19 protein-coding genes and 1 pseudogene are annotated in these 17,779 nt (G+C 45.1%); 10 read left to right on the top strand and 10 right to left on the bottom strand.

Features of this window, described 5'->3' with window-relative positions; genetic code table 11:
* Nucleotides 1–8 precede the first annotated feature (8 nt).
* Both priB and rpsF read right to left on the bottom strand, forming a co-directional pair.
* A complete protein-coding gene (gene priB / locus ZMTM_RS06455; protein ID WP_318840546.1) occupies nt 9–305 on the bottom strand; it encodes a primosomal replication protein N in 297 nt (98 codons plus the stop codon).
* A gap of 32 nt (nt 306–337) precedes the next feature.
* Nucleotides 338–712, bottom strand: coding sequence for a 30S ribosomal protein S6 (rpsF, locus tag ZMTM_RS06450; RefSeq protein WP_221765450.1), 375 nt, complete (start codon nt 710–712; stop codon nt 338–340).
* A gap of 255 nt (nt 713–967) precedes the next feature.
* On the opposite strand from rpsF, the gene glgA reads away from it, so the two are divergent.
* Nucleotides 968–2,425, top strand: coding sequence for a glycogen synthase GlgA (gene glgA, locus ZMTM_RS06445; protein ID WP_221765449.1), 1,458 nt, complete (start codon nt 968–970; stop codon nt 2,423–2,425).
* 219 nt (nt 2,426–2,644) lie between these two features.
* Here the strand turns inward: glgA and orn are convergent, their stop codons facing one another.
* Nucleotides 2,645–3,193 carry an oligoribonuclease gene (gene orn, locus ZMTM_RS06440; protein ID WP_221765448.1) on the bottom strand — a complete coding sequence of 183 codons (549 nt, stop codon included), beginning with the start codon at nt 3,191–3,193 and terminating at the stop codon, nt 2,645–2,647.
* A gap of 101 nt (nt 3,194–3,294) precedes the next feature.
* Here orn and ZMTM_RS06435 point away from each other — a divergent pair, with 101 nt between their 5' ends.
* From ZMTM_RS06435 to queD, 4 genes are read left to right on the top strand one after another with little or no spacing between them, the layout of a single operon-like run.
* The gene (locus tag ZMTM_RS06435; protein WP_221765613.1) at nt 3,295–4,545 is read left to right on the top strand and encodes a M48 family metallopeptidase; all 1,251 of its coding nucleotides are present in this window, start codon (nt 3,295–3,297) and stop codon (nt 4,543–4,545) included.
* Nucleotides 4,546–4,579: 34 nt separating this feature from the next.
* A complete protein-coding gene (locus ZMTM_RS06430) occupies nt 4,580–4,894 on the top strand; it encodes a cytochrome c (RefSeq protein ID WP_221765447.1) in 315 nt (104 codons plus the stop codon).
* The gene (rsgA, locus tag ZMTM_RS06425) at nt 4,895–5,791 is read left to right on the top strand and encodes a ribosome small subunit-dependent GTPase A (RefSeq protein WP_221765446.1); all 897 of its coding nucleotides are present in this window, start codon (nt 4,895–4,897) and stop codon (nt 5,789–5,791) included. It begins immediately after the preceding gene.
* Nucleotides 5,792–5,820: 29 nt separating this feature from the next.
* Nucleotides 5,821–6,264 carry a 6-carboxytetrahydropterin synthase QueD gene (gene queD, locus ZMTM_RS06420; protein ID WP_221765445.1) on the top strand — a complete coding sequence of 148 codons (444 nt, stop codon included), beginning with the start codon at nt 5,821–5,823 and terminating at the stop codon, nt 6,262–6,264.
* Nucleotides 6,265–6,277: 13 nt separating this feature from the next.
* Here queD and rfbD read toward each other — a convergent pair whose 3' ends face one another.
* The 7 genes and pseudogenes from rfbD to ZMTM_RS06385 all read right to left on the bottom strand — a co-directional run bounded on the left by rfbD (nt 6,278) and on the right by ZMTM_RS06385 (nt 11,693).
* Entirely contained in the window at nt 6,278–7,192 is a 915-nt protein-coding gene (gene rfbD / locus ZMTM_RS06415; RefSeq protein WP_221765444.1) for a dTDP-4-dehydrorhamnose reductase, read from the bottom strand.
* 11 nt (nt 7,193–7,203) lie between these two features.
* Nucleotides 7,204–7,749, bottom strand: a pseudogene (gene rfbC, locus ZMTM_RS06410) (dTDP-4-dehydrorhamnose 3,5-epimerase).
* Complete coding sequence (gene rfbA / locus ZMTM_RS06405) at nt 7,746–8,627, bottom strand: glucose-1-phosphate thymidylyltransferase RfbA (protein WP_221765443.1); 882 nt, start codon at nt 8,625–8,627, stop codon at nt 7,746–7,748. Before rfbA ends, rfbC begins: the two are co-directional and overlap by 4 nt.
* Nucleotides 8,624–9,724 (bottom strand): dTDP-glucose 4,6-dehydratase, encoded by a 1,101-nt coding sequence (gene rfbB, locus ZMTM_RS06400; protein WP_221765442.1) that lies wholly within the window; start codon nt 9,722–9,724, stop codon nt 8,624–8,626. Before rfbB ends, rfbA begins: the two co-directional genes overlap by 4 nt.
* Nucleotides 9,721–10,434 carry a DNA polymerase III subunit epsilon gene (gene dnaQ, locus ZMTM_RS06395; protein ID WP_221765441.1) on the bottom strand — a complete coding sequence of 238 codons (714 nt, stop codon included), beginning with the start codon at nt 10,432–10,434 and terminating at the stop codon, nt 9,721–9,723. Before dnaQ ends, rfbB begins: the two co-directional genes overlap by 4 nt.
* 49 nt (nt 10,435–10,483) lie before the next feature.
* On the bottom strand, nt 10,484–10,936 hold the full coding sequence (gene rnhA, locus ZMTM_RS06390) for a ribonuclease HI (protein ID WP_221765440.1): 453 nt from the start codon (nt 10,934–10,936) through the stop codon (nt 10,484–10,486).
* Entirely contained in the window at nt 10,923–11,693 is a 771-nt protein-coding gene (locus ZMTM_RS06385) for a class I SAM-dependent methyltransferase (protein WP_221765439.1), read from the bottom strand. The genes rnhA and ZMTM_RS06385 overlap by 14 nt, the downstream gene beginning before the upstream one ends.
* A 28-nt stretch (nt 11,694–11,721) precedes the next feature.
* Between ZMTM_RS06385 and gloB the strand changes: the two genes are divergently transcribed.
* From gloB to ZMTM_RS06360, 5 genes are all read left to right on the top strand, one after another.
* A complete protein-coding gene (gene gloB, locus ZMTM_RS06380) occupies nt 11,722–12,477 on the top strand; it encodes a hydroxyacylglutathione hydrolase (RefSeq protein ID WP_221765438.1) in 756 nt (251 codons plus the stop codon).
* A 97-nt stretch (nt 12,478–12,574) separates the two neighbouring features.
* A complete protein-coding gene (locus ZMTM_RS06375) occupies nt 12,575–14,218 on the top strand; it encodes a LysM peptidoglycan-binding domain-containing protein (protein WP_221765437.1) in 1,644 nt (547 codons plus the stop codon).
* 19 nt (nt 14,219–14,237) lie between these two features.
* Complete coding sequence (locus tag ZMTM_RS06370) at nt 14,238–15,899, top strand: peptide-binding protein (RefSeq protein ID WP_221765436.1); 1,662 nt, start codon at nt 14,238–14,240, stop codon at nt 15,897–15,899.
* 3 nt (nt 15,900–15,902) lie between these two features.
* Nucleotides 15,903–16,922: an ABC transporter permease gene (locus tag ZMTM_RS06365; RefSeq protein ID WP_221765435.1), complete on the top strand. Its 1,020-nt coding sequence runs from the start codon at nt 15,903–15,905 to the stop codon at nt 16,920–16,922.
* Nucleotides 16,919–17,761, top strand: a complete 843-nt coding sequence (locus ZMTM_RS06360) for an ABC transporter permease (protein ID WP_221765434.1) — start codon at nt 16,919–16,921, stop codon at nt 17,759–17,761. Before ZMTM_RS06365 ends, ZMTM_RS06360 begins: the two co-directional genes overlap by 4 nt.
* Nucleotides 17,762–17,779: the final 18 nt, after the last annotated feature.

Here is a 17,779-nt window from a genome sequence, read left to right as displayed (position 1 = left end):
GTAATCCTTTAATTAATTCGTTCTAATGTATTCAAATGTAAAGTCAGTTGTGTACTTTTCAGGCTGCGCTTGGTCATAAATCCAGTCAGTTGAACCAGTTCGCCTAGTTTTATGTTTCTTATCTGTTCCGCTAGTTTTCCCATCGCGATTACAGACATCTCACATTCCACTTTGCGCTGCATGTCGGCTTCCATCTGTTCCGACACATGCCTGATTTCAAAACTTAACACTGGTATGCCTGCTGGTGTGTAGCGAAACTCTGCAATTTGCACAATCTCACCAGTTATGACTAATTGATTAGTCACCAGCTTCTCGCTCACCTAAAAATCAACTAAAACTAAACAGCCTCAACCGCTACAGCGACTTCTTCTTTACCCATCAATGATTTTGATTTCTCTTCTTTCATCATTGGTGAAGGCGCAGTTGCTGGCTCTTTGGTTGCCAGTGTCAGATGACGTAGAACCGCATCGTTAAACTTGAATGCATGTTCAAGTTCATCCAATACGGTTTGGCTGGCTTCAATGTTCATGAGCACGTAATGCGCTTTGTGGATTTTCTGGATTGGGTAAGCCAATTGACGACGGCCCCAATCTTCAAGACGGTGAATTGCGCCGCCATTAGCGGTAACCAATGTGCGATAACGTTCTATCATCGCAGGCACTTGCTCGCTCTGGTCCGGATGGACGATAAAAACTACTTCATAATGTCGCATGTGTACTCCTTTTGGATTATAGCTTTCCGCTTGCGACAGCGGTAAAGCAAGGTGGTGAAAAGCCCGTGATTATAAGAAGAAAAGCCTGACAAATCAATTCTTTTCCGACTTTATTGCTAAATTACTGCGATTAGAACAATTTGCCCAGTTGCCTAGCAAGCTAGCCATCAGTATGATAAGTCTCAAAATTAAACTACATTGCTAACACAAGCGCTTCTCCAGCGTATTAGCCAACATTAATAAAGTAGATCAACCTTGCGCATTTTATTTGTCAGCTCTGAAGCTTATCCACTGATTAAAACTGGCGGTCTGGCTGACGTGAGCGGCTCTCTCCCCTACTCACTCAGCCAATCAGGCGCTGATGTCAAAATACTCATCCCTGGCTACCCTGCGGTATTGAAAAACCTGGTAGAGCTACAACCACTGACCATCTTGGAAAATTTGCCGGGCATAGGTAGCGTGCGCCTGATGCAAGGCCGCATGCCTGATAAAAACATCAATGTCATCGTCATCGTGAATGAAAGCCTCTACCAGCGTGAAGGTGGGCCATATAACGACACGGCCGGGCATGACTGGCCAGACAATCCCCTCAGATTTGGCATACTGTCTTACGTGGCCGCTAGATTAGGCTCAAGTATGAGCCCACTAAAAGACTGGATACCAGATATCGTCCATTGCAATGACTGGCAAACAGGTTTAGCGCCAGCCTACATGCACTATATGGGGGTGAAATGCGCCAAATCTGTGCTCAGCATTCACAACATCGCCTTTCAAGGTTGCTTTTCGCCTGATTGGGTAGCCAAGCTCAATTTGCCAGCGCAAAGCTACCAGATGCATGGCATGGAGTTTTATGGGCAGATGTCCTTCCTCAAAGCTGGTATCTATTACGCCAATATGATTACTACGGTGAGCCCAACCTATGCTGATGAGATTCAGACTGAAGCTTATGGCTTTGGCATGCAAGGCCTGCTGAGATCAAGGCGCCATGAAGTGCATGGCATTCTGAATGGGATTGAAACTGAAGAATGGAACCCCGCTACCGACCCGCACTTGGTTAAAACATACAACGCAAAAAACCTTGCCAATAAAGATGTAGTGAAGCAAGCACTACAAAAGCGCCTTGGCTTGCGGCAAGAAGCGCCAGTGCCATTATTTGGCATTGTAAGCAGGCTCACCAATCAAAAAGGTCTTGATATGGTGCTGGCAGTCGCAGATGAACTATTGAAACACAGAGTACAGTTTGCTGTGCTTGGCAGTGGTGAACGTGAACTACAAACTGGCTTCAGGCGCTTGGCTACTCGCTACCCAGAAGATGTGAGCGTGACTATAGGTTATAACGAAGAGCTGTCGCATCAGATCATGGCGGGGGCAGATATCTTTATGATGCCTTCGCGCTTCGAGCCATGTGGTTTAAACCAAATGTATGGTTTACGTTATGGAACGCCTTCAATTGTTACCAAGACAGGCGGATTGGCAGATTCAATCACCGACACCAACGACAGCACTGTCGAATCAAAATCTGCCACTGGCTTTGTGATGCAAGGTGTGAGTCCACAGCACCTTTTATCTTCAGCATTACGTAGTTTGTACTATTACAAAGATAAAACGGTATGGAAACAAATACAGCGCAACGGAATGAAGAAGGACTTAAGCTGGAAAGAAAGTGCACACAAATACCTGGAATTGTACAAACAACTGCTAGGTCAGCCTTAATCCGCAAGGCCAAATGTTGCCATTAAAAAATCAGTTTTTCATGAAGCTGTCATCTGCTTCAATTAACCTACAAACACTTAAATAAATCTAAAAGTTGGCATATTAACTGCTTATGTACTAACGAGCTTTCTCAAAAGCTTTACTTCTCCTCCCTTAGGGTGCATTTATTGCACCCACTTTTTTGCCCGCAACTCACTCACGGGCAAAATCAGGCAGTAATCAATCAAGCTTAATGAAGTGCTCGCGATAGTATTTAAGCTCATCAATCGATTCATAGATATCAGCCAGTGCCTCATGTTTACTGGCTTTCTTGAACCCTGAATAAACTGTAGGTTTCCAGCGTCTTGCCAGCTCTTTGAATACGCTGACGTCCAGATTACGATAATGGAAAAAAGCTTCTAGCTCTGGCATGTAACGCGCCATGAAGCGTCTATCTTGGCAGATAGAATTACCGCACATCGGCGATTTGCCAGCGCCTACAAATGGTTTCAGAAAATCGATCATGATTTGTGAAGCAGCAGCTTCATCTAATGTTGATGTTTTCACTTTATCAATTAGCCCTGAACGACCATGCGTACCTTTATTCCAGGCATCCATGCCATCCAGAACCGCATCACTTTGGTGCACAACTAGCACAGGAGATTCACCAAGCACATTCAAGTTAGCATCGGTCACTACTGCTGCCAGCTCAATAATTCTATCGGTATCTGGCAGTAAGCCGCTCATTTCCATATCTAGCCAGATGAGGTTGTTGTTATCTTGTGACATAATGATTTCCATTAAAATATGCTGTTGAGCGAATGTTGGTGAACCTTAAATAGATTAAGGCTTCTATTAACATACTAGTTTAACCGAAAATAAGAATGATGATGACACCTACCCTTACCATAGTATTTATAAGCTTATTAGTCATAACAACCTTGACCAAAATCTGGCTGGGTAATCGGCATATCAGCTTTATGCAAGCACATAGGCAAGCTGTGCCTAAAGCTTTTGATCAAAATATTACGCTAGAAGCTCATCAAAAAGCGGCTGACTATTCATCCGCAAAAACAAGACTGGGCCTGACTGAAGGTCTGGTTCAGACCATCCTATTACTGGTACTCACAATAGGCGGCGGCTTGCAATTGATTGACAGTGCTTGGCGTATGGCATTGCCTGAGCAGGAAGTCTTGCGTGGGGCGTTTGTGATCTTGAGCGTCTTGTTCATTAGCAGCCTTGTTGAATTACCTTTTGATTACTACAAATCTTTTGTGGTAGATGCGCGTTTTGGTTTTAATAAAATGACGCCAAAGTTATTTTTTATCGATATTCTCAAAGGCAATCTACTGTTTCTCGTTATTGGCGTACCGCTACTCTTTGCAGCCTTGTGGCTGATGAAAAGCGCTGGCACAAACTGGTGGTTTTACCTATGGGCATTGCTGATTGGCTTCAGCATTTTCATGCAAGCAATCGCCCCTACATTCATCGCGCCTCTATTCAACAAATTCACACCGCTGTCTGATGAATCGCTAAAAAGCCGCATTGAATCATTACTAAAAAAATGCGGCTTTAAATCACAAGGCCTGTTTGTAATGGATGGTTCGACCCGCAGCAGCCATGGCAATGCCTATTTCACGGGCTTTGGCTCAAGCAAGCGTGTTGTATTTTTCGATACCTTACTGGAAAGATTGGATGCAGATGAAATCGAAGCCGTATTAGCTCACGAGCTTGGCCACTTCAAGCATAAGCATGTCATCAAACGCATCGCGATCATGTTCTTCATGAGTTTTGTCGGCCTTGCCTTGCTTGGTTGGCTGCAGCAACAAGCCTGGTTTTATAACGGTCTGGGCGTAACTGAGCCAAGCAATTACATGGCTTTACTGCTGTTCATGTTGGTTTCTCCGGTGTTCATGTTTTTCTTGCGCCCATTGATGGCTAGCTATTCAAGAAAAAATGAATTTGAAGCAGATGCTTATGCTGCACAAAATGCAGATGCACACCACTTGATTGAGGCTTTGGTGAAGCTGTATCGTGACAATGCGTCGACACTGACACCAGACCCGCTGCATTCAGCGTTTTATGACTCACATCCGCCAGCCAGCATTCGCATCGCAAAATTATCTGTGATGATGAAGTAACTGGGTTTGTCAACGAACTGATATTGAGGTTGCCATGTTGAAATCACTGCTATTCATTTTCTGCACAATGTTAATTGTTAGTAATGCACAAGCACTGCCTTTTGACAAAGGCAACCCTGATATTGGCAAAAAAATGGTGGCCGAAAATTGCATCTCCTGCCACGCATCCAGCTTTGGCGGTGATGGCTCTGGAATCTACACCCGAGAAGACCGAAAGGTTAAAACCTCATCTGGTTTGCTTACGCAGATTCGTTTCTGCAGTACCATGCTCAATCTAAAATGGTTTGAAGATGAAGAATTGAATGTCGCCAGCTATCTCAATAAGAATTACTACAAGTTTGAAAAATAATTGAAAGCGGCTACGCGAGAAACACAAACAGGGCTTGTAGTCGCTGCATACGGTAAACGCTATGGTGTTGAATTACAGGATGAATCTGCATCCAAACGCGAAATCAGCTGTGTTACGCGTGGCAAAAAAACAGATTTAGCATGCGGTGATATCGTCAACCTGAAACTCACCGACACCCATGAAGCTGTCATCGAAGGTTACCTCCCCCGCAAGACCCTGCTTTACCGTAGCAATGCCTACCGCAGTAAATTTCTCGCCGCCAATGTAACCCAGATGGTCATCGTACTGGCGACAAGCCCCAGCTTTTATGAAGAGTTGCTGAATCGTTGCCTGATAGCTGCCGAAGCGGCTGGAGTAAAGCCATTAATACTGCTCAACAAATGCGATATTGCGGATAAGGAATCGGCCATGCAGCGGCTGGCACTCTACTCTAGTCTTGGCTATCAGGTGCTACCGCTCTCTGCAAAAGAAGACATTTCTCCATTAAAACCATTGTTGCAAGGCCACACCAGCGTATTGGTCGGCCAGTCAGGCATGGGGAAATCAACCATTACCAATGCGCTACTGCCTGAGCTGGGGATACGCACACAGGAAGTGTCCACGGTATTAGACAGCGGTAAACATACAACGACCGCAGCCCACCTCTACCACCTGGATGCCAATAGCCACTTGATTGATTCGCCAGGCCTGCAGGAATTTGGCTTGAATCATCTGGACATTGAAGCGCTGGAGCATGCGTTTATTGAGTTCAGGCCTTACCTAGGTAAATGTCGGTTTAATAATTGTCGCCATTTAAAAGAACCTGATTGTGCAATCAGTAATGCGGTCAATGAAGGAAAAGTAAGTTCTGAGCGCTGGACTTACTTCAAAAACCTAGTCGGCGAAATTGACAGATAGTCAGCGACTCTGCTGATATAATTCGACTTATGCAAATTACTACACGCCTAGAGTTCGATGCAGGTCACCGCATCCCATCCCATAAAAGCCAATGCCGCAATCTACACGGGCATCGCTATGCCATCGAAATCACGCTTTCTGGCGATATTATCAAGAATGAATCTGCATCCGAAGATGGCATGGTGATGGACTTTTCTGATGTCAAAGCCATCGCACGCAGTGTGGTTGTGGATGTTTGGGATCACGCATTCCTGGTGTACCAAGGTGATCAAGAAGTACTCAGTTTTTTGAACAGCCTGCCCAACCATAAAACAGTGGTCATGAGCACTGTTCCAACGGCTGAGAACATGGCAGCCGAGGCATTCAAACTACTTAGCAATGCCTACCAAGACACCTATGGCAACCACCTTAAGCTTGAACGTGTAAGGTTATATGAGACCCCAAATAGCTGGGCTGATGCGTTAGGTTTATAGCCAACATACGCATTCACTGTTGTGGCCTGAAGTTAGCTGAATGCATCACATCAAGCAAGGCCTCTCGCCAATCGGCTAACTCAATATTGAAGTCATGTTTCAACTTGCTGCAATTTAACCTCGAGTTAGCAGGCCGCGCAGCAGGTGTTGGATATTCTGAAGTTGTAATTGGTAAGATATTGCTGACATAGGTTTTTAAGTCAGGCCAGCCCTTTACCGCTTGCATTCCCTCATAGGTATCAACAATCCCTTGCGCAAAGCCATACAAACTAGTTTCGCCTGCGTTGGTTAAGTGATAAGTGCCGGATTGACCACTCTTAATATCTCGCAATATCGTAACCGTAGCGTCTGCAATAGCATCAGCAGAAGTTGGGGCACCAATCTGATCTGCAACAATTTTCAAGCCCTCACGCTCACTGGCTAGCCTTAAAATAGTCCGCAAAAAATTCTTACCGTACGAGCCATACACCCAACTAGTTCTAAGAATAAGATGCGGAACACCTACAGCTCTTATAGCATCTTCGCCCGCAAGCTTGCTCTTGCCATAAACCGAAACTGGTTGGGTCAAGTCATCCTCTACATAAGGGGAATTCTTTAAGCCATCAAAAACATAATCTGTTGAATAATGTATTAACAGCGCATTAATTTTTGCTGCCTCTTCAGCGAAGATGCCGGGGGCAATGGCATTAACTGCTTGAGCTTGTAAAGGCTGTGACTCCGCTATATCAACTGCTGTATATGCCGCAGGATTAATAATCAGATCAGGTTTGATAGCCTGAACTGCTGATCGAATAGCATCTGCATTCGCAAGATCCAGCTGAGAGCGATCTAATGCGACTAATTCCCCAATAGTCGTTAATCTGGCTTTTAACGCGTGCCCTACCTGACCATTTACACCAGTCAGCAATATTCTTTTAAATGGCTGCATTAAGTGGTGTGTCAGGCAAACACATCTGATTGAGCAAGACTTAACCCTAGCTTGTCTTTGCCAGGTAGTGCGGGCTGGCCATTCAACGGCCAATCTATATTAAGATCAGGATCATCCCAACGTATACAACGCTCGTGTTCAGGGGCGTAAAAGTCAGTTGTTTTATATAAAAATTCTGCGAAATCAGAAATCACCAAAAAGCCATGTGCAAAACCTTCCGGCACCCACATCTGGCGTTTATTCTCCCCCGATAGGTAGTCGCCCACCCACTACCCGAAGGTGGGTGATGATTTCCGTAGATCCACAGCCACATCAAATACTTCACCAGCGGTTACTCGTACCAACTTGCCTTGAGGCTGTTGAATTTGGTAATGCATGCCACGCAGCACGCCTTTAGCTGAGCCAGAATGATTGTCCTGAACAAAAGTTTTGTTCAAGCCAGTTAATTCATTAAATGTATGCTCATTAAAGCTTTCGTAAAAAAATCCGCGGGAATCACCGAAAACTTTAGGTTCTAATATCAGCACGTCAGGGATATTGGTTTTAATCACATTCATAAGTACACTTTTTCTTTTAACATTCTTAATAGATATTGCCCGTATTCGTTTTTCTTGTATTTGGCTGCAATCGTTTCAACCTGCTCTGCACTGACATAACCGAGACGGTAAGCAATTTCTTCTGGGCAGGATATCTTCAGGCCCTGACGCTTTTCAATGGTTTGAATGAACATGGAGGCTTCAAGCAATGACTCATGCGTGCCAGTATCAAGCCATGCATAACCACGTCCCATGCGCTCTACACTCAGGTTTCCTTGCGCTAAATAATGCTTGTTAACATCGGTAATTTCAAGCTCGCCACGCGCAGAAGGCTTAAGTGATGACGCAATATCCACAACCTGGTTATCATAGAAATACAACCCTGTGACCGCATAGCGTGATTTTGGATTTTCTGGCTTTTCTTCAAGGCTAATAGCCAACCCGTTGTCATTGAACTCAACTACACCGTAACGCTCAGGATCATTGACGGGGTAAGCAAATACAGTCGCCCCAGAAGATTTTTCGTCTGCTATTTTTAAGTAATGGCCAAGATCACGGCCGTAAAAAATATTATCCCCAAGCACCAGCGCAGTTGCTGAATGACCGATAAAGTCACGCCCAATAACAAAAGCCTGTGCCAACCCATCTGGCGAAGGCTGCACTGCATAACTCAAATTAAGACCCCATTGACTACCATCACCCAACAACTGCTCAAATCTAGGAGTATCTTGAGGGGTTGAAATCACGAGGATATCCCGAATACCAGCAAGCATCAGTGTGGTAAGCGGATAGTAAATCATGGGCTTGTCGTACACTGGCAACAGTTGCTTAGATACTGCCTGCGTTACAGGATAAAGCCTGGTGCCAGAGCCACCCGCTAAGATAATGCCTTTTCTCATACAGCCCGCTCCGTATAGTTTTTATCCAGCCATTGCCTGTATTCACCGCTGGTTACATGACTTACCCATTCCTGATTCTCAAGATACCAAGCTACTGTTTTACGAATGCCAGTATCAAACGTTTCTTCTGGCTTCCAGCCTAGTTCGCGTTCAATCTTCCGCGCATCAATCGCATAACGCTGGTCGTGGCCTGCACGGTCTTTGACAAAAGTAATTTGGTCGCGATAGCTACCCGAGGCTTTCGGTTTTAATTCGTCCAGAATAGCGCACAAGGTGTGAACTACATCAAGATTGGTTTTCTCATTCCAGCCACCTACGTTATAAACCTCGCCGACTTTGCCTTCAGCCAATACTCTACGAATCGCACTGCAATGATCACCCACGTACAACCAATCACGTACATTGCTGCCATTCCCATAAATCGGCAGAGGCTTACCTGCTAAAGCATTATTTAACACCAGTGGAATCAATTTTTCTGGGAACTGAAAAGCACCATAATTGTTAGAGCAATTAGTAGTTAATACTGGTAGCCCGTATGTGTGGTGATAAGCGCGAACCAAGTGGTCAGATGCTGCTTTGGATGCCGAATATGGGCTGTTAGGCGCATAAGCAGTGGTTTCGGTAAAAGGAGTATCGTCAGCGCCGAGCGATCCATAAACTTCATCAGTAGACACATGCAAAAACCTAAAAGTAGATTGATCTTGTGCTGACAACTTACCCCAATAAGCACGCACTTCTTCCAACAGATGAAAAGTGCCAACTACATTCGTTTGAATAAAATCTTCTGGGCCATGAATAGACCTATCTACATGGCTCTCCGCAGCAAAGTTAACTACTGCACGAGGCTGATACTCTGCTAGTAATTTTGCAATCAATGCTTTATCTGCAATATCGCCTGCTATAAAAATATGTGCCGGGTTTTGTTCAATACTTGCCAGATTCTCAAGGTTACCAGCATAAGTCAGCTTATCGAGGTTAATTACTTGGCCTAGGCCAGCAGCAATCCAATCTAGTAAGAAATTGGCGCCTATAAAACCCGCACCACCTGTAACTAAAATTGTGTTCTTATTAGTTGATATCGATTGTTGTACAGTCATTCAGTACTTTCTTGCGGTTTCTGGATTGTCGTCCATACAGAGGGGCTATTTTTATCTAACCCCTTTAGATAATCTTCGTGGGCTATAAGATCATCGCCTTCTGCTTTGATAACTCGAAAAACATGGTTTTCGAGCCGAGTAGCGCCGTTATCAAATGTAACTGATGATTCATGCATGTCCATCATCAGGCTTTCCTGACCGCGTGTCATGGCAAGGTATACGTCTGCTAGCAACTCAGCATCCAGCAGAGCACCATGCAATGTGCGTTTTGAGTTGTTCACGCCAAAGTGACGGCAAAGCGCATCCAGATTATTACGCTGACCAGGACGCATCTCCTTAGCCATTTTCAAGGTATCTATAATATTGCACGTTGAAGTCTCAATCTTTGGGCGATCTATTTTGCCTAACTCGGCATTCAGAAAGCCCACATCGAATGGCGCGTTATGAATAACTAGCTCACCATCTTTTACGAAATCAAGAAACTCATCAACCACATCAATAAAGTGCGGTTTATCCTGCAAAAACTCGAGCGTGATGCCATGCACTTCTTGCGCTGCAGGGTCAATTTCACGATCTGGATTTAAGTACACATGGAAATGATTACGGGTGATGCGTCGGTTTATTACCTCAACTCCGGCAATCTCAATAATTCGATGACCTTGCGCTGGGTATAAGCCCGTAGTTTCTGTATCGAGGAATATTTGTCTCATCTTGCTTGTCCGAATAATTTAGGTCGAATAATTAGCTAGAAATTGATGGCTATGGTGTCGTCAACAATTGATTGACACCTTGATTGGCCAGCGCATCCGCGCGCTCATTGCCTGCATTGCCAGCATGTCCTTTGACCCATATCCACTCAATCTCGTGTTGTTGTGCAAGAACATCAAGCTGTTTCCACAAATCATCATTTTTAACGGGCTTTTTATCACTTGTCCGCCAGTTGCGCATTTTCCAGCCTTTGATCCACTCCGTAATGCCTTTTTGCACATAGACAGAATCTGTATAAACTTTAATTTTACTGGTTCTTTTTAAGGCTTCCAGTGCACGAATCACTGCCGTGAGCTCCATACGGTTATTAGTAGTCATGGCTTCACCACCAAACAATTCTTTCTCGCGCCCATCAAACGCTAGCCAAGCGCCCCAGCCTCCAGGTCCAGGATTGCCTTTACAAGCGCCATCTGCGTATATTTCTATGTGTTCATTCGCCGTCATTTTTTACTATTTCATCAGGATGTATGCTGTTTTGAGATTGTTTCTGGCTAGTTTGTCGTGGTGCAGTGGCCAGTTGTGCTTTTAATTTGGATTTTTTCCATTTTGGTTTGATGAGTCGCATATTCACAACTCGTTTCTGGGCGACCAGAAAGTAGACACCGCCCATCATCGGGCACCACTTTCCTGCTATTTTATCCATGAACCTGAATTTCTGCAGCCATTTCGGGCTGGTAAATGGTGGTGAATAGCAGGCCATGCGCGTTGTGACTAACTCTAAACCAAGCAAGGCCAGCCAATCTTTGATGCGTAACAACGTGAGGAAATTGGCACGCCACGGATACCCCTTCCGCTTTAGCAAAAATCGCTTTAAGCCCCAACTACTAAAGGGGTTAAAGCCAGTTATGATGACATAGCCTTCTGGAACCAATACGCGCTCAGCTTCACGCAATGTTTCATGGGCATATTTGCTAAAATCAAGCCCATGCGGCATCACAAGCAAATCGATGCTATTACTTAAAAATGGGAGCCGGGTTGAATCACAGCGCAACAGGCCAGCATTCACATCAGCACGATATGCGTATGGAATGCGGGAGTTACGTAACAAATCGATGTCAAGCAAACCTATCTGCACCGCATTAAAGCCGAATATATTGGCGACGGCTTCATCAAACAGTTCCTGCTCTTTGCTCTGCAAATACATACCAAGAGCAGTGCTAAGCCAATCCTGCTCAGGGCTGGTCTGATTATCTATTGACATTTACCCACTTAAAACAAATGATCAGCATATGTTGAAAATCTTCCCCATCCCCGCGTTTGAAGACAATTATATCTGGCTATTACAAAATGGCGCACATGCTGTTGCGATTGACCCAGGCGACGCAACTCCAGTATTGGCTGTGCTTAAGCAGCAAGCACTGAAATTGGACGCTATTTTAATTACGCATCATCACTCAGATCATATTGATGGTGTTGCTGCCTTGCTTGCTGATAACCCTCAAGCAATTGTTTATGCGCCAGCCAAAGAGCATTTTAATTTTATTCATCACGAAGTGAAAGAATCAGACGAGATTGCACTCCCATCAATAGGCCTAAATCTAAAGGTGATGGAAGTACCAGGTCATACTTTGGGTCACGTCGCCTATCATGATGAACATTCCCTATTTTGTGGCGATACCCTGTTTGGTGCAGGTTGCGGACGACTTTTTGAGGGAACGCCCATCCAAATGTACCAATCTTTACAAAAGCTTTCCGCATTGCCACCGCATATCAATGTGTATTGCACCCATGAATATACCGAGCACAACATTCGATTTGCATTGACTGTAGACCCTGAGAATCAAGCCTTGGTTGAACGTCAGCAACAAACCACTTTAGCAAGAAAATCGGGGCTGCCGACGTTACCAAGCACATTAGCGTTAGAGCTTGTAACCAATCCATTCTTGAGATGCGATGATATGCCACTCAAGAACGCAATCAATATGCCCAATGCCAATGAGATTGAAGTTTTTACAAAGCTAAGAGAAATGAGAAATCATTTTTAATCATATAGATACATATTATTTTTCAAGTAAATTTTTACTTGACGCTAGCGCAATATATTCGCTACTATCTTGGTGAATTTTAGTGAGAAGAAGCCTGATGTCTGTGAAATTTCTGCTCAAGCTGTTGCCCTTGTTGTTCGTATTACCCCAGGTTACTTTTGCCGATACCAATGTTGTCGGTGATGAAATCACCGTTGTGGGCGACACCCCAGCCGATGCAACGCCAAAGCTAGGCTTTAGCCCTAGCCTGCAGAATGACGCAACCACAAGCTACCTCCCCGATACCTCTGTTTATACTTCAGATACGCCAGTCCCTATCTCTGCCGATTTATGGCAACGCATTATCAGCGGTTACGATATGCCAGAAGTCGATTCTGAACTCACCGCCAAGCATGAATCCTGGTATGCAGCGCGCCCCGAATATGTAAGGCGTATGGTGGATAGAAGCCAGAAATACCTCTACCACATCGTCGGTGAAGTAGAAAAACGTGGCATGCCAACCGAAATCGCACTATTGCCTATGGTTGAAAGTGCATACAATCCGCAAGCCTACTCAACTAGCCATGCCTCCGGTATCTGGCAATTCATTCCTTCTACTGGCAAAGATTTTGGTTTAAAACAGAACTGGTGGGTAGATAGCCGTAGAAACGTAACCGCAGCTACAGACGCGGCATTGAATTATCTGCAAAGATTGCATGTCATGTTTGGCACTTGGGATCTCGCATTGGCGGCCTACAACGCTGGTGAAGGCACGGTATCTCGCGCCATAGAGAGCAACCGCAGAAAAGGCTTACCTACAGATTACGAGAGCTTGCCACTACCGCCAGAAACCAGGAATTATGTACCTAAGCTTCAAGCGATCAAGAACATCATGACGCACCCTGAAGAGTTTGGGCTCAGCATACAGACTATCGCCAATCAGCCATATTTTATTAAAGTCAGTGCACCCCAACAGATAGATGCACATTTAGCCGCCACATTGGCGGGAATCAGCTTCGATGAGTTCTCTTCACTCAACCCTCAATACAACCGGCCTGTCATCACAGCCAATAGTAGTGATCATGAAATTCTACTTCCTGTCACTGCTGCAGACACCTTCAAAGTCAATCTTGCCAACTACACCAAGCCTTTAGTGAGCTGGCAAACGTACCACGCAAAACGCGGCGAACGCATGGATAATATCGCCCGTAAATTCGGTATCAATCTGAGCCAATTGCGTGACGTTAACGATTTACCAGTTAAAGACAAAATGCGCACCGCCATGCCACTGTTGGTCCCTATGGGAACCGCTCAAACGGGCATCTCAATAGCCTCTTCAGAAAATGCCAATCAATATGATCAACAAAAAGTAGCGGACGACAAGGCAGAAAATAGCCGCAATCTCAAACACACAGTCAAGCCAAAAGAAACTTTACAGTCAATCGCGAATCTCTATGGCATGACCAGCAAACAGTTGATGGCAAACAATCAACTAAAAGCCGCTAAACTCAAACCAGGACAGGTATTGAGCGTAGTTAAAATGAACACTAGCACTACCCAGAAACTAGCTAAAAATACACAAAAATCCAATGCAAAAGCCAGCAAGAAAATCCAGTACGTGGTTAAACGTGGAGACACGTTGGAAAGCATCGCCAAAAAATTTGATGTTGCGCGTGACGATATTCAACGCTGGAATAGAATCAGTGGTTCACGTATTGCGCCAGGCGAAAAGCTCACGATTAATCGTCCAGACGAAGCTTGAGTTCTAGCTGATGTCTCTCATGCATAACAGATACTGTTCAATAGCTGTGCTACTAGCTAGCCTGTTATTAATTGCCTGCAGTAAAAGCGCTACTGAGAAAGATATTAACTATGATGTAAGCCTGCCTACCGAGTCAGGCGGCACATTGGTTGATGCCACGGCAGGCGAGCCCAGCGGGCTTATCGCCATGATTGCTGGCGAATCAGCTGCTTCTGCAGTAGCTGCTAATCTATTTAATAGCTTACTTAAATACGATAAAAATCTGGAGTTACAAGGTGAGCTGGCGCAATCGTGGCAAGTTTCAGCAGACCAAAAAACCATCTCATTTACCTTGAAGCCCAATCTTAAATGGTCTGATGGCAAGCCACTCACTAGTGCAGATGTGCTATTTACTTGGAAACTAGTCACCGATGAACACACACGCACCCCGTATGGCGCTGATTACAAACTAGTGAGCAAAGCCGAAACGCCTGATGCTCAGACTTTTAGAGTCACCTACTCACAGCCTTATGCGCCAGCACTAGATTCATGGGCTGGATTGCAAATCTTGCCTGAGCACCTATTAAAAGACCAAGATATCAATACCACTGCCTTTGCCCGTAATCCTGTTGGCAGTCATTACTACAAGCTTGAAAGCTGGCGCAATGGCGAACGCATCTCACTGGTTCGCAACCCGCTTGCAACTCAAGGCCAAGCGAAGATTGATCATCTTGTCACGCGCTTTATCCCTGATGTTGCCTCGCAATTCCTCGAGTTGCTCGCGGACAATATAGATGTGATGAATCTCAACCCAATTCAATACGCACGCATATTTCCCTCACGGCCAGACCTCACTAAAAAAATCGCCTTATACAAAGAACTCGGCAATAACTACACCTACATGGGCTTCAACCTCAAACACAAGCCGTTTGACGATGTACGTGTCAGAAAAGCCATCAATTATGCGATTGATAAACAGGAAATCATCGATGGTGTACTACTAGGCTTGGGAGAACCAGTTTCATCGCCCTATAAACCAGGCACGCGATGGAGTAACCCTGACCTTCATCCCTACCCTTATGACCCTAAAAAATCGCTCGAACTTCTTCATGATGCTGGCTTTGTAGACCATGATGGCGATGGAATTTTGGATCGTGATGGCAAGCCACTCGCTTTCGAGATTCTTACTAACCAGAACAAGCAACGTGAGATGAGCGCCGTACTAATTCAACGCCGCCTAAAAGAAATTGGCATTGACGCCAAAATACGCTCGCTTGAGTGGGCAAGTTTTGTAGGCCGCTTTATTAAAACTGGTGATTTTGATGTCGTAGTTTTAGGTTGGGGCTTATCACTAGACCCTGATCAATTCAATATCTGGCACTCTTCGCAGCAAGCACCAGGCAAATTCAATTTCATCGGCTACAGCAACCCAGAAGTAGATAAATTACTTGAGCAAGGCCGTACAGAGCTGAATACTGAAAAACGTACCGAGATATATCACGAATTTGCGAAAGTGCTATATGACGATAGCCCTATCGTCTACCTCTTTGCAGGCTATGGTTTGCCTGCCATACACAAGCGTGTAAAAGGCATCGACAACCCAGCGCCGCCTGCGGGCATAGGTCATAACTCTTATGATTGGTATATACCTGCAAGCTTAAGAAGACCTGAAGGTAGTATGCGCCAGGAAATAAGTGAATAAGCTATGTTGAAATATATCCTTAAACGCTTATTCTGGATGGTGCCACTATTAGTTGGCATCAGCCTGATTTCTTTCCTAATCATGCATTTGGCCCCAGGTGACATCACCACGACTGAAGCCGCGTTCAACCCAAAGACCAGCGAAGAATCACGGCAAAAATTGCGTGAACTCTACAATCTTGATAAACCTGTGATTGTTCAATATGGCTTATGGATCAAGCGCATCGCCACGCTCGATTTTGGAACATCGTTTGCGACACACCAACGGCCAGTGTTTTGGGAAACCAAAGACAAAGATGGCAATGTCACCAAAGGTATGATTCAGGAAGCGCTGCCCATCACGCTGATTATCAATACATTCAGTTTGATTCTTACTGTGCTGATAGCTCTACCATTTGGCATTATTGCCGCGGTCAACCACGCAAAATGGAAAGACCGTGCCATCACCGTATTTGTGTTTATTGGGTTTTCTATACCAGGCTTTTGGCTGTCACTATTACTGATGTACTGGCTGGGCGTGATTCATGGATGGCTACCGATTTCTGGTATTGAAAGCATCAACCATCAAAATATGGGCTGGCTAGAGCAGCTTTACGATACCAGCCGTCATTTATTCTTACCGATAGTCATTCCATCTCTCACAGGGTTAGCGGGCATCACATTATTCGTCAAGAATGGCATGCTCGATGTATTGCATCAGGATTACATTACAACGGCCCGTGCCAAGGGGCTTTCAGAGCATAAAGTGATTTATCGGCATGCTTTCCGTAATGCCTTATTACCATTGATTACTATTTTAGGCCTTTCTATTCCAGGTTTAATCGGTGGCTCGGTGATTGCAGAAACCATCTTTGCAATCCCCGGCATGGGCAAGCTATTTTATGACGCTGTAATGATGCGCGATTTCCCCGTCATCATGGGCATACTAACCATCGGCTCTGCACTGACATTACTCGGCAACCTATTTGCAGATATCGCTTATGCATGGGCTGACCCACGCGTGCGCAGAGGTGTAGTTCAATGAAAAGTAGCGTACTGAAAAATAGCCCGCTGATCAAAACGCTGGCCAACCCACTCGCTTTATCTGGCTTCATCATTATTGCCGCAATTCTATTACTGGCATTTATGGCGCCACTGATTGCGCCATTTGACCCAGATGCGATTGATGTGAAAGCCATTCTGTTATCACCCACAACGCAACATTGGATGGGCACCGATGGTTTAGGGCGCGATGTATTCTCACGCATGCTGTTTGGCGCGCGTATATCACTATTAGTTGGATTTGTTGCTGTTGGTATCGCCACAGCTATTGGAATCGTTCTGGGCGCGATTGCAGGCTATTACAGAGGCTTCGTTGATATTACTATCATGCGCTTAGTTGACGTAATGCTTTCTATTCCTACCTTTTTCCTGATACTGGCCGTGATTGCTTTCTTAACACCCTCTATCTGGAACATTATGATTGTGATTGGGCTGACATCGTGGATGGGCGTTACACGTCTGGTACGTGCTGAGTTTCTAAGCTTGCGCAATCGTGAATTTGTGCTAGCAGCAGAAACACTAGGCGCTAGGGATTTCCGCCTGATATTTACGCATCTTCTACCTAATAGCCTCACCCCGATTATCGTCAGCTCAGTTTTAGGCATTGCCAGTGCCGTGCTTGTAGAATCCGGCTTGAGCTTTCTCGGGCTTGGCGTGCAGGCGCCGCAGGCCTCATGGGGCAACATACTCACCGATGGTAAAGAGTACATCCAGTTTGCCTGGTGGCTTTCCCTCTTTCCTGGCCTCGCCATCCTGATTACCGTGTTAGGGTATAATTTACTGGGTGAAGGGCTGAGAGACGCTCTTGACCCAAGAAAATAAGACCAAAATAATTATTAT

It is taken from the genome of Methyloradius palustris (genome assembly GCF_019703875.1).
Lineage (GTDB): Bacteria > Pseudomonadota > Gammaproteobacteria > Burkholderiales > Methylophilaceae > Methyloradius > Methyloradius palustris.
Note: the sequence above shows the minus strand (reverse complement) of the source record. Positions and strands in the feature narration are given on the sequence as shown.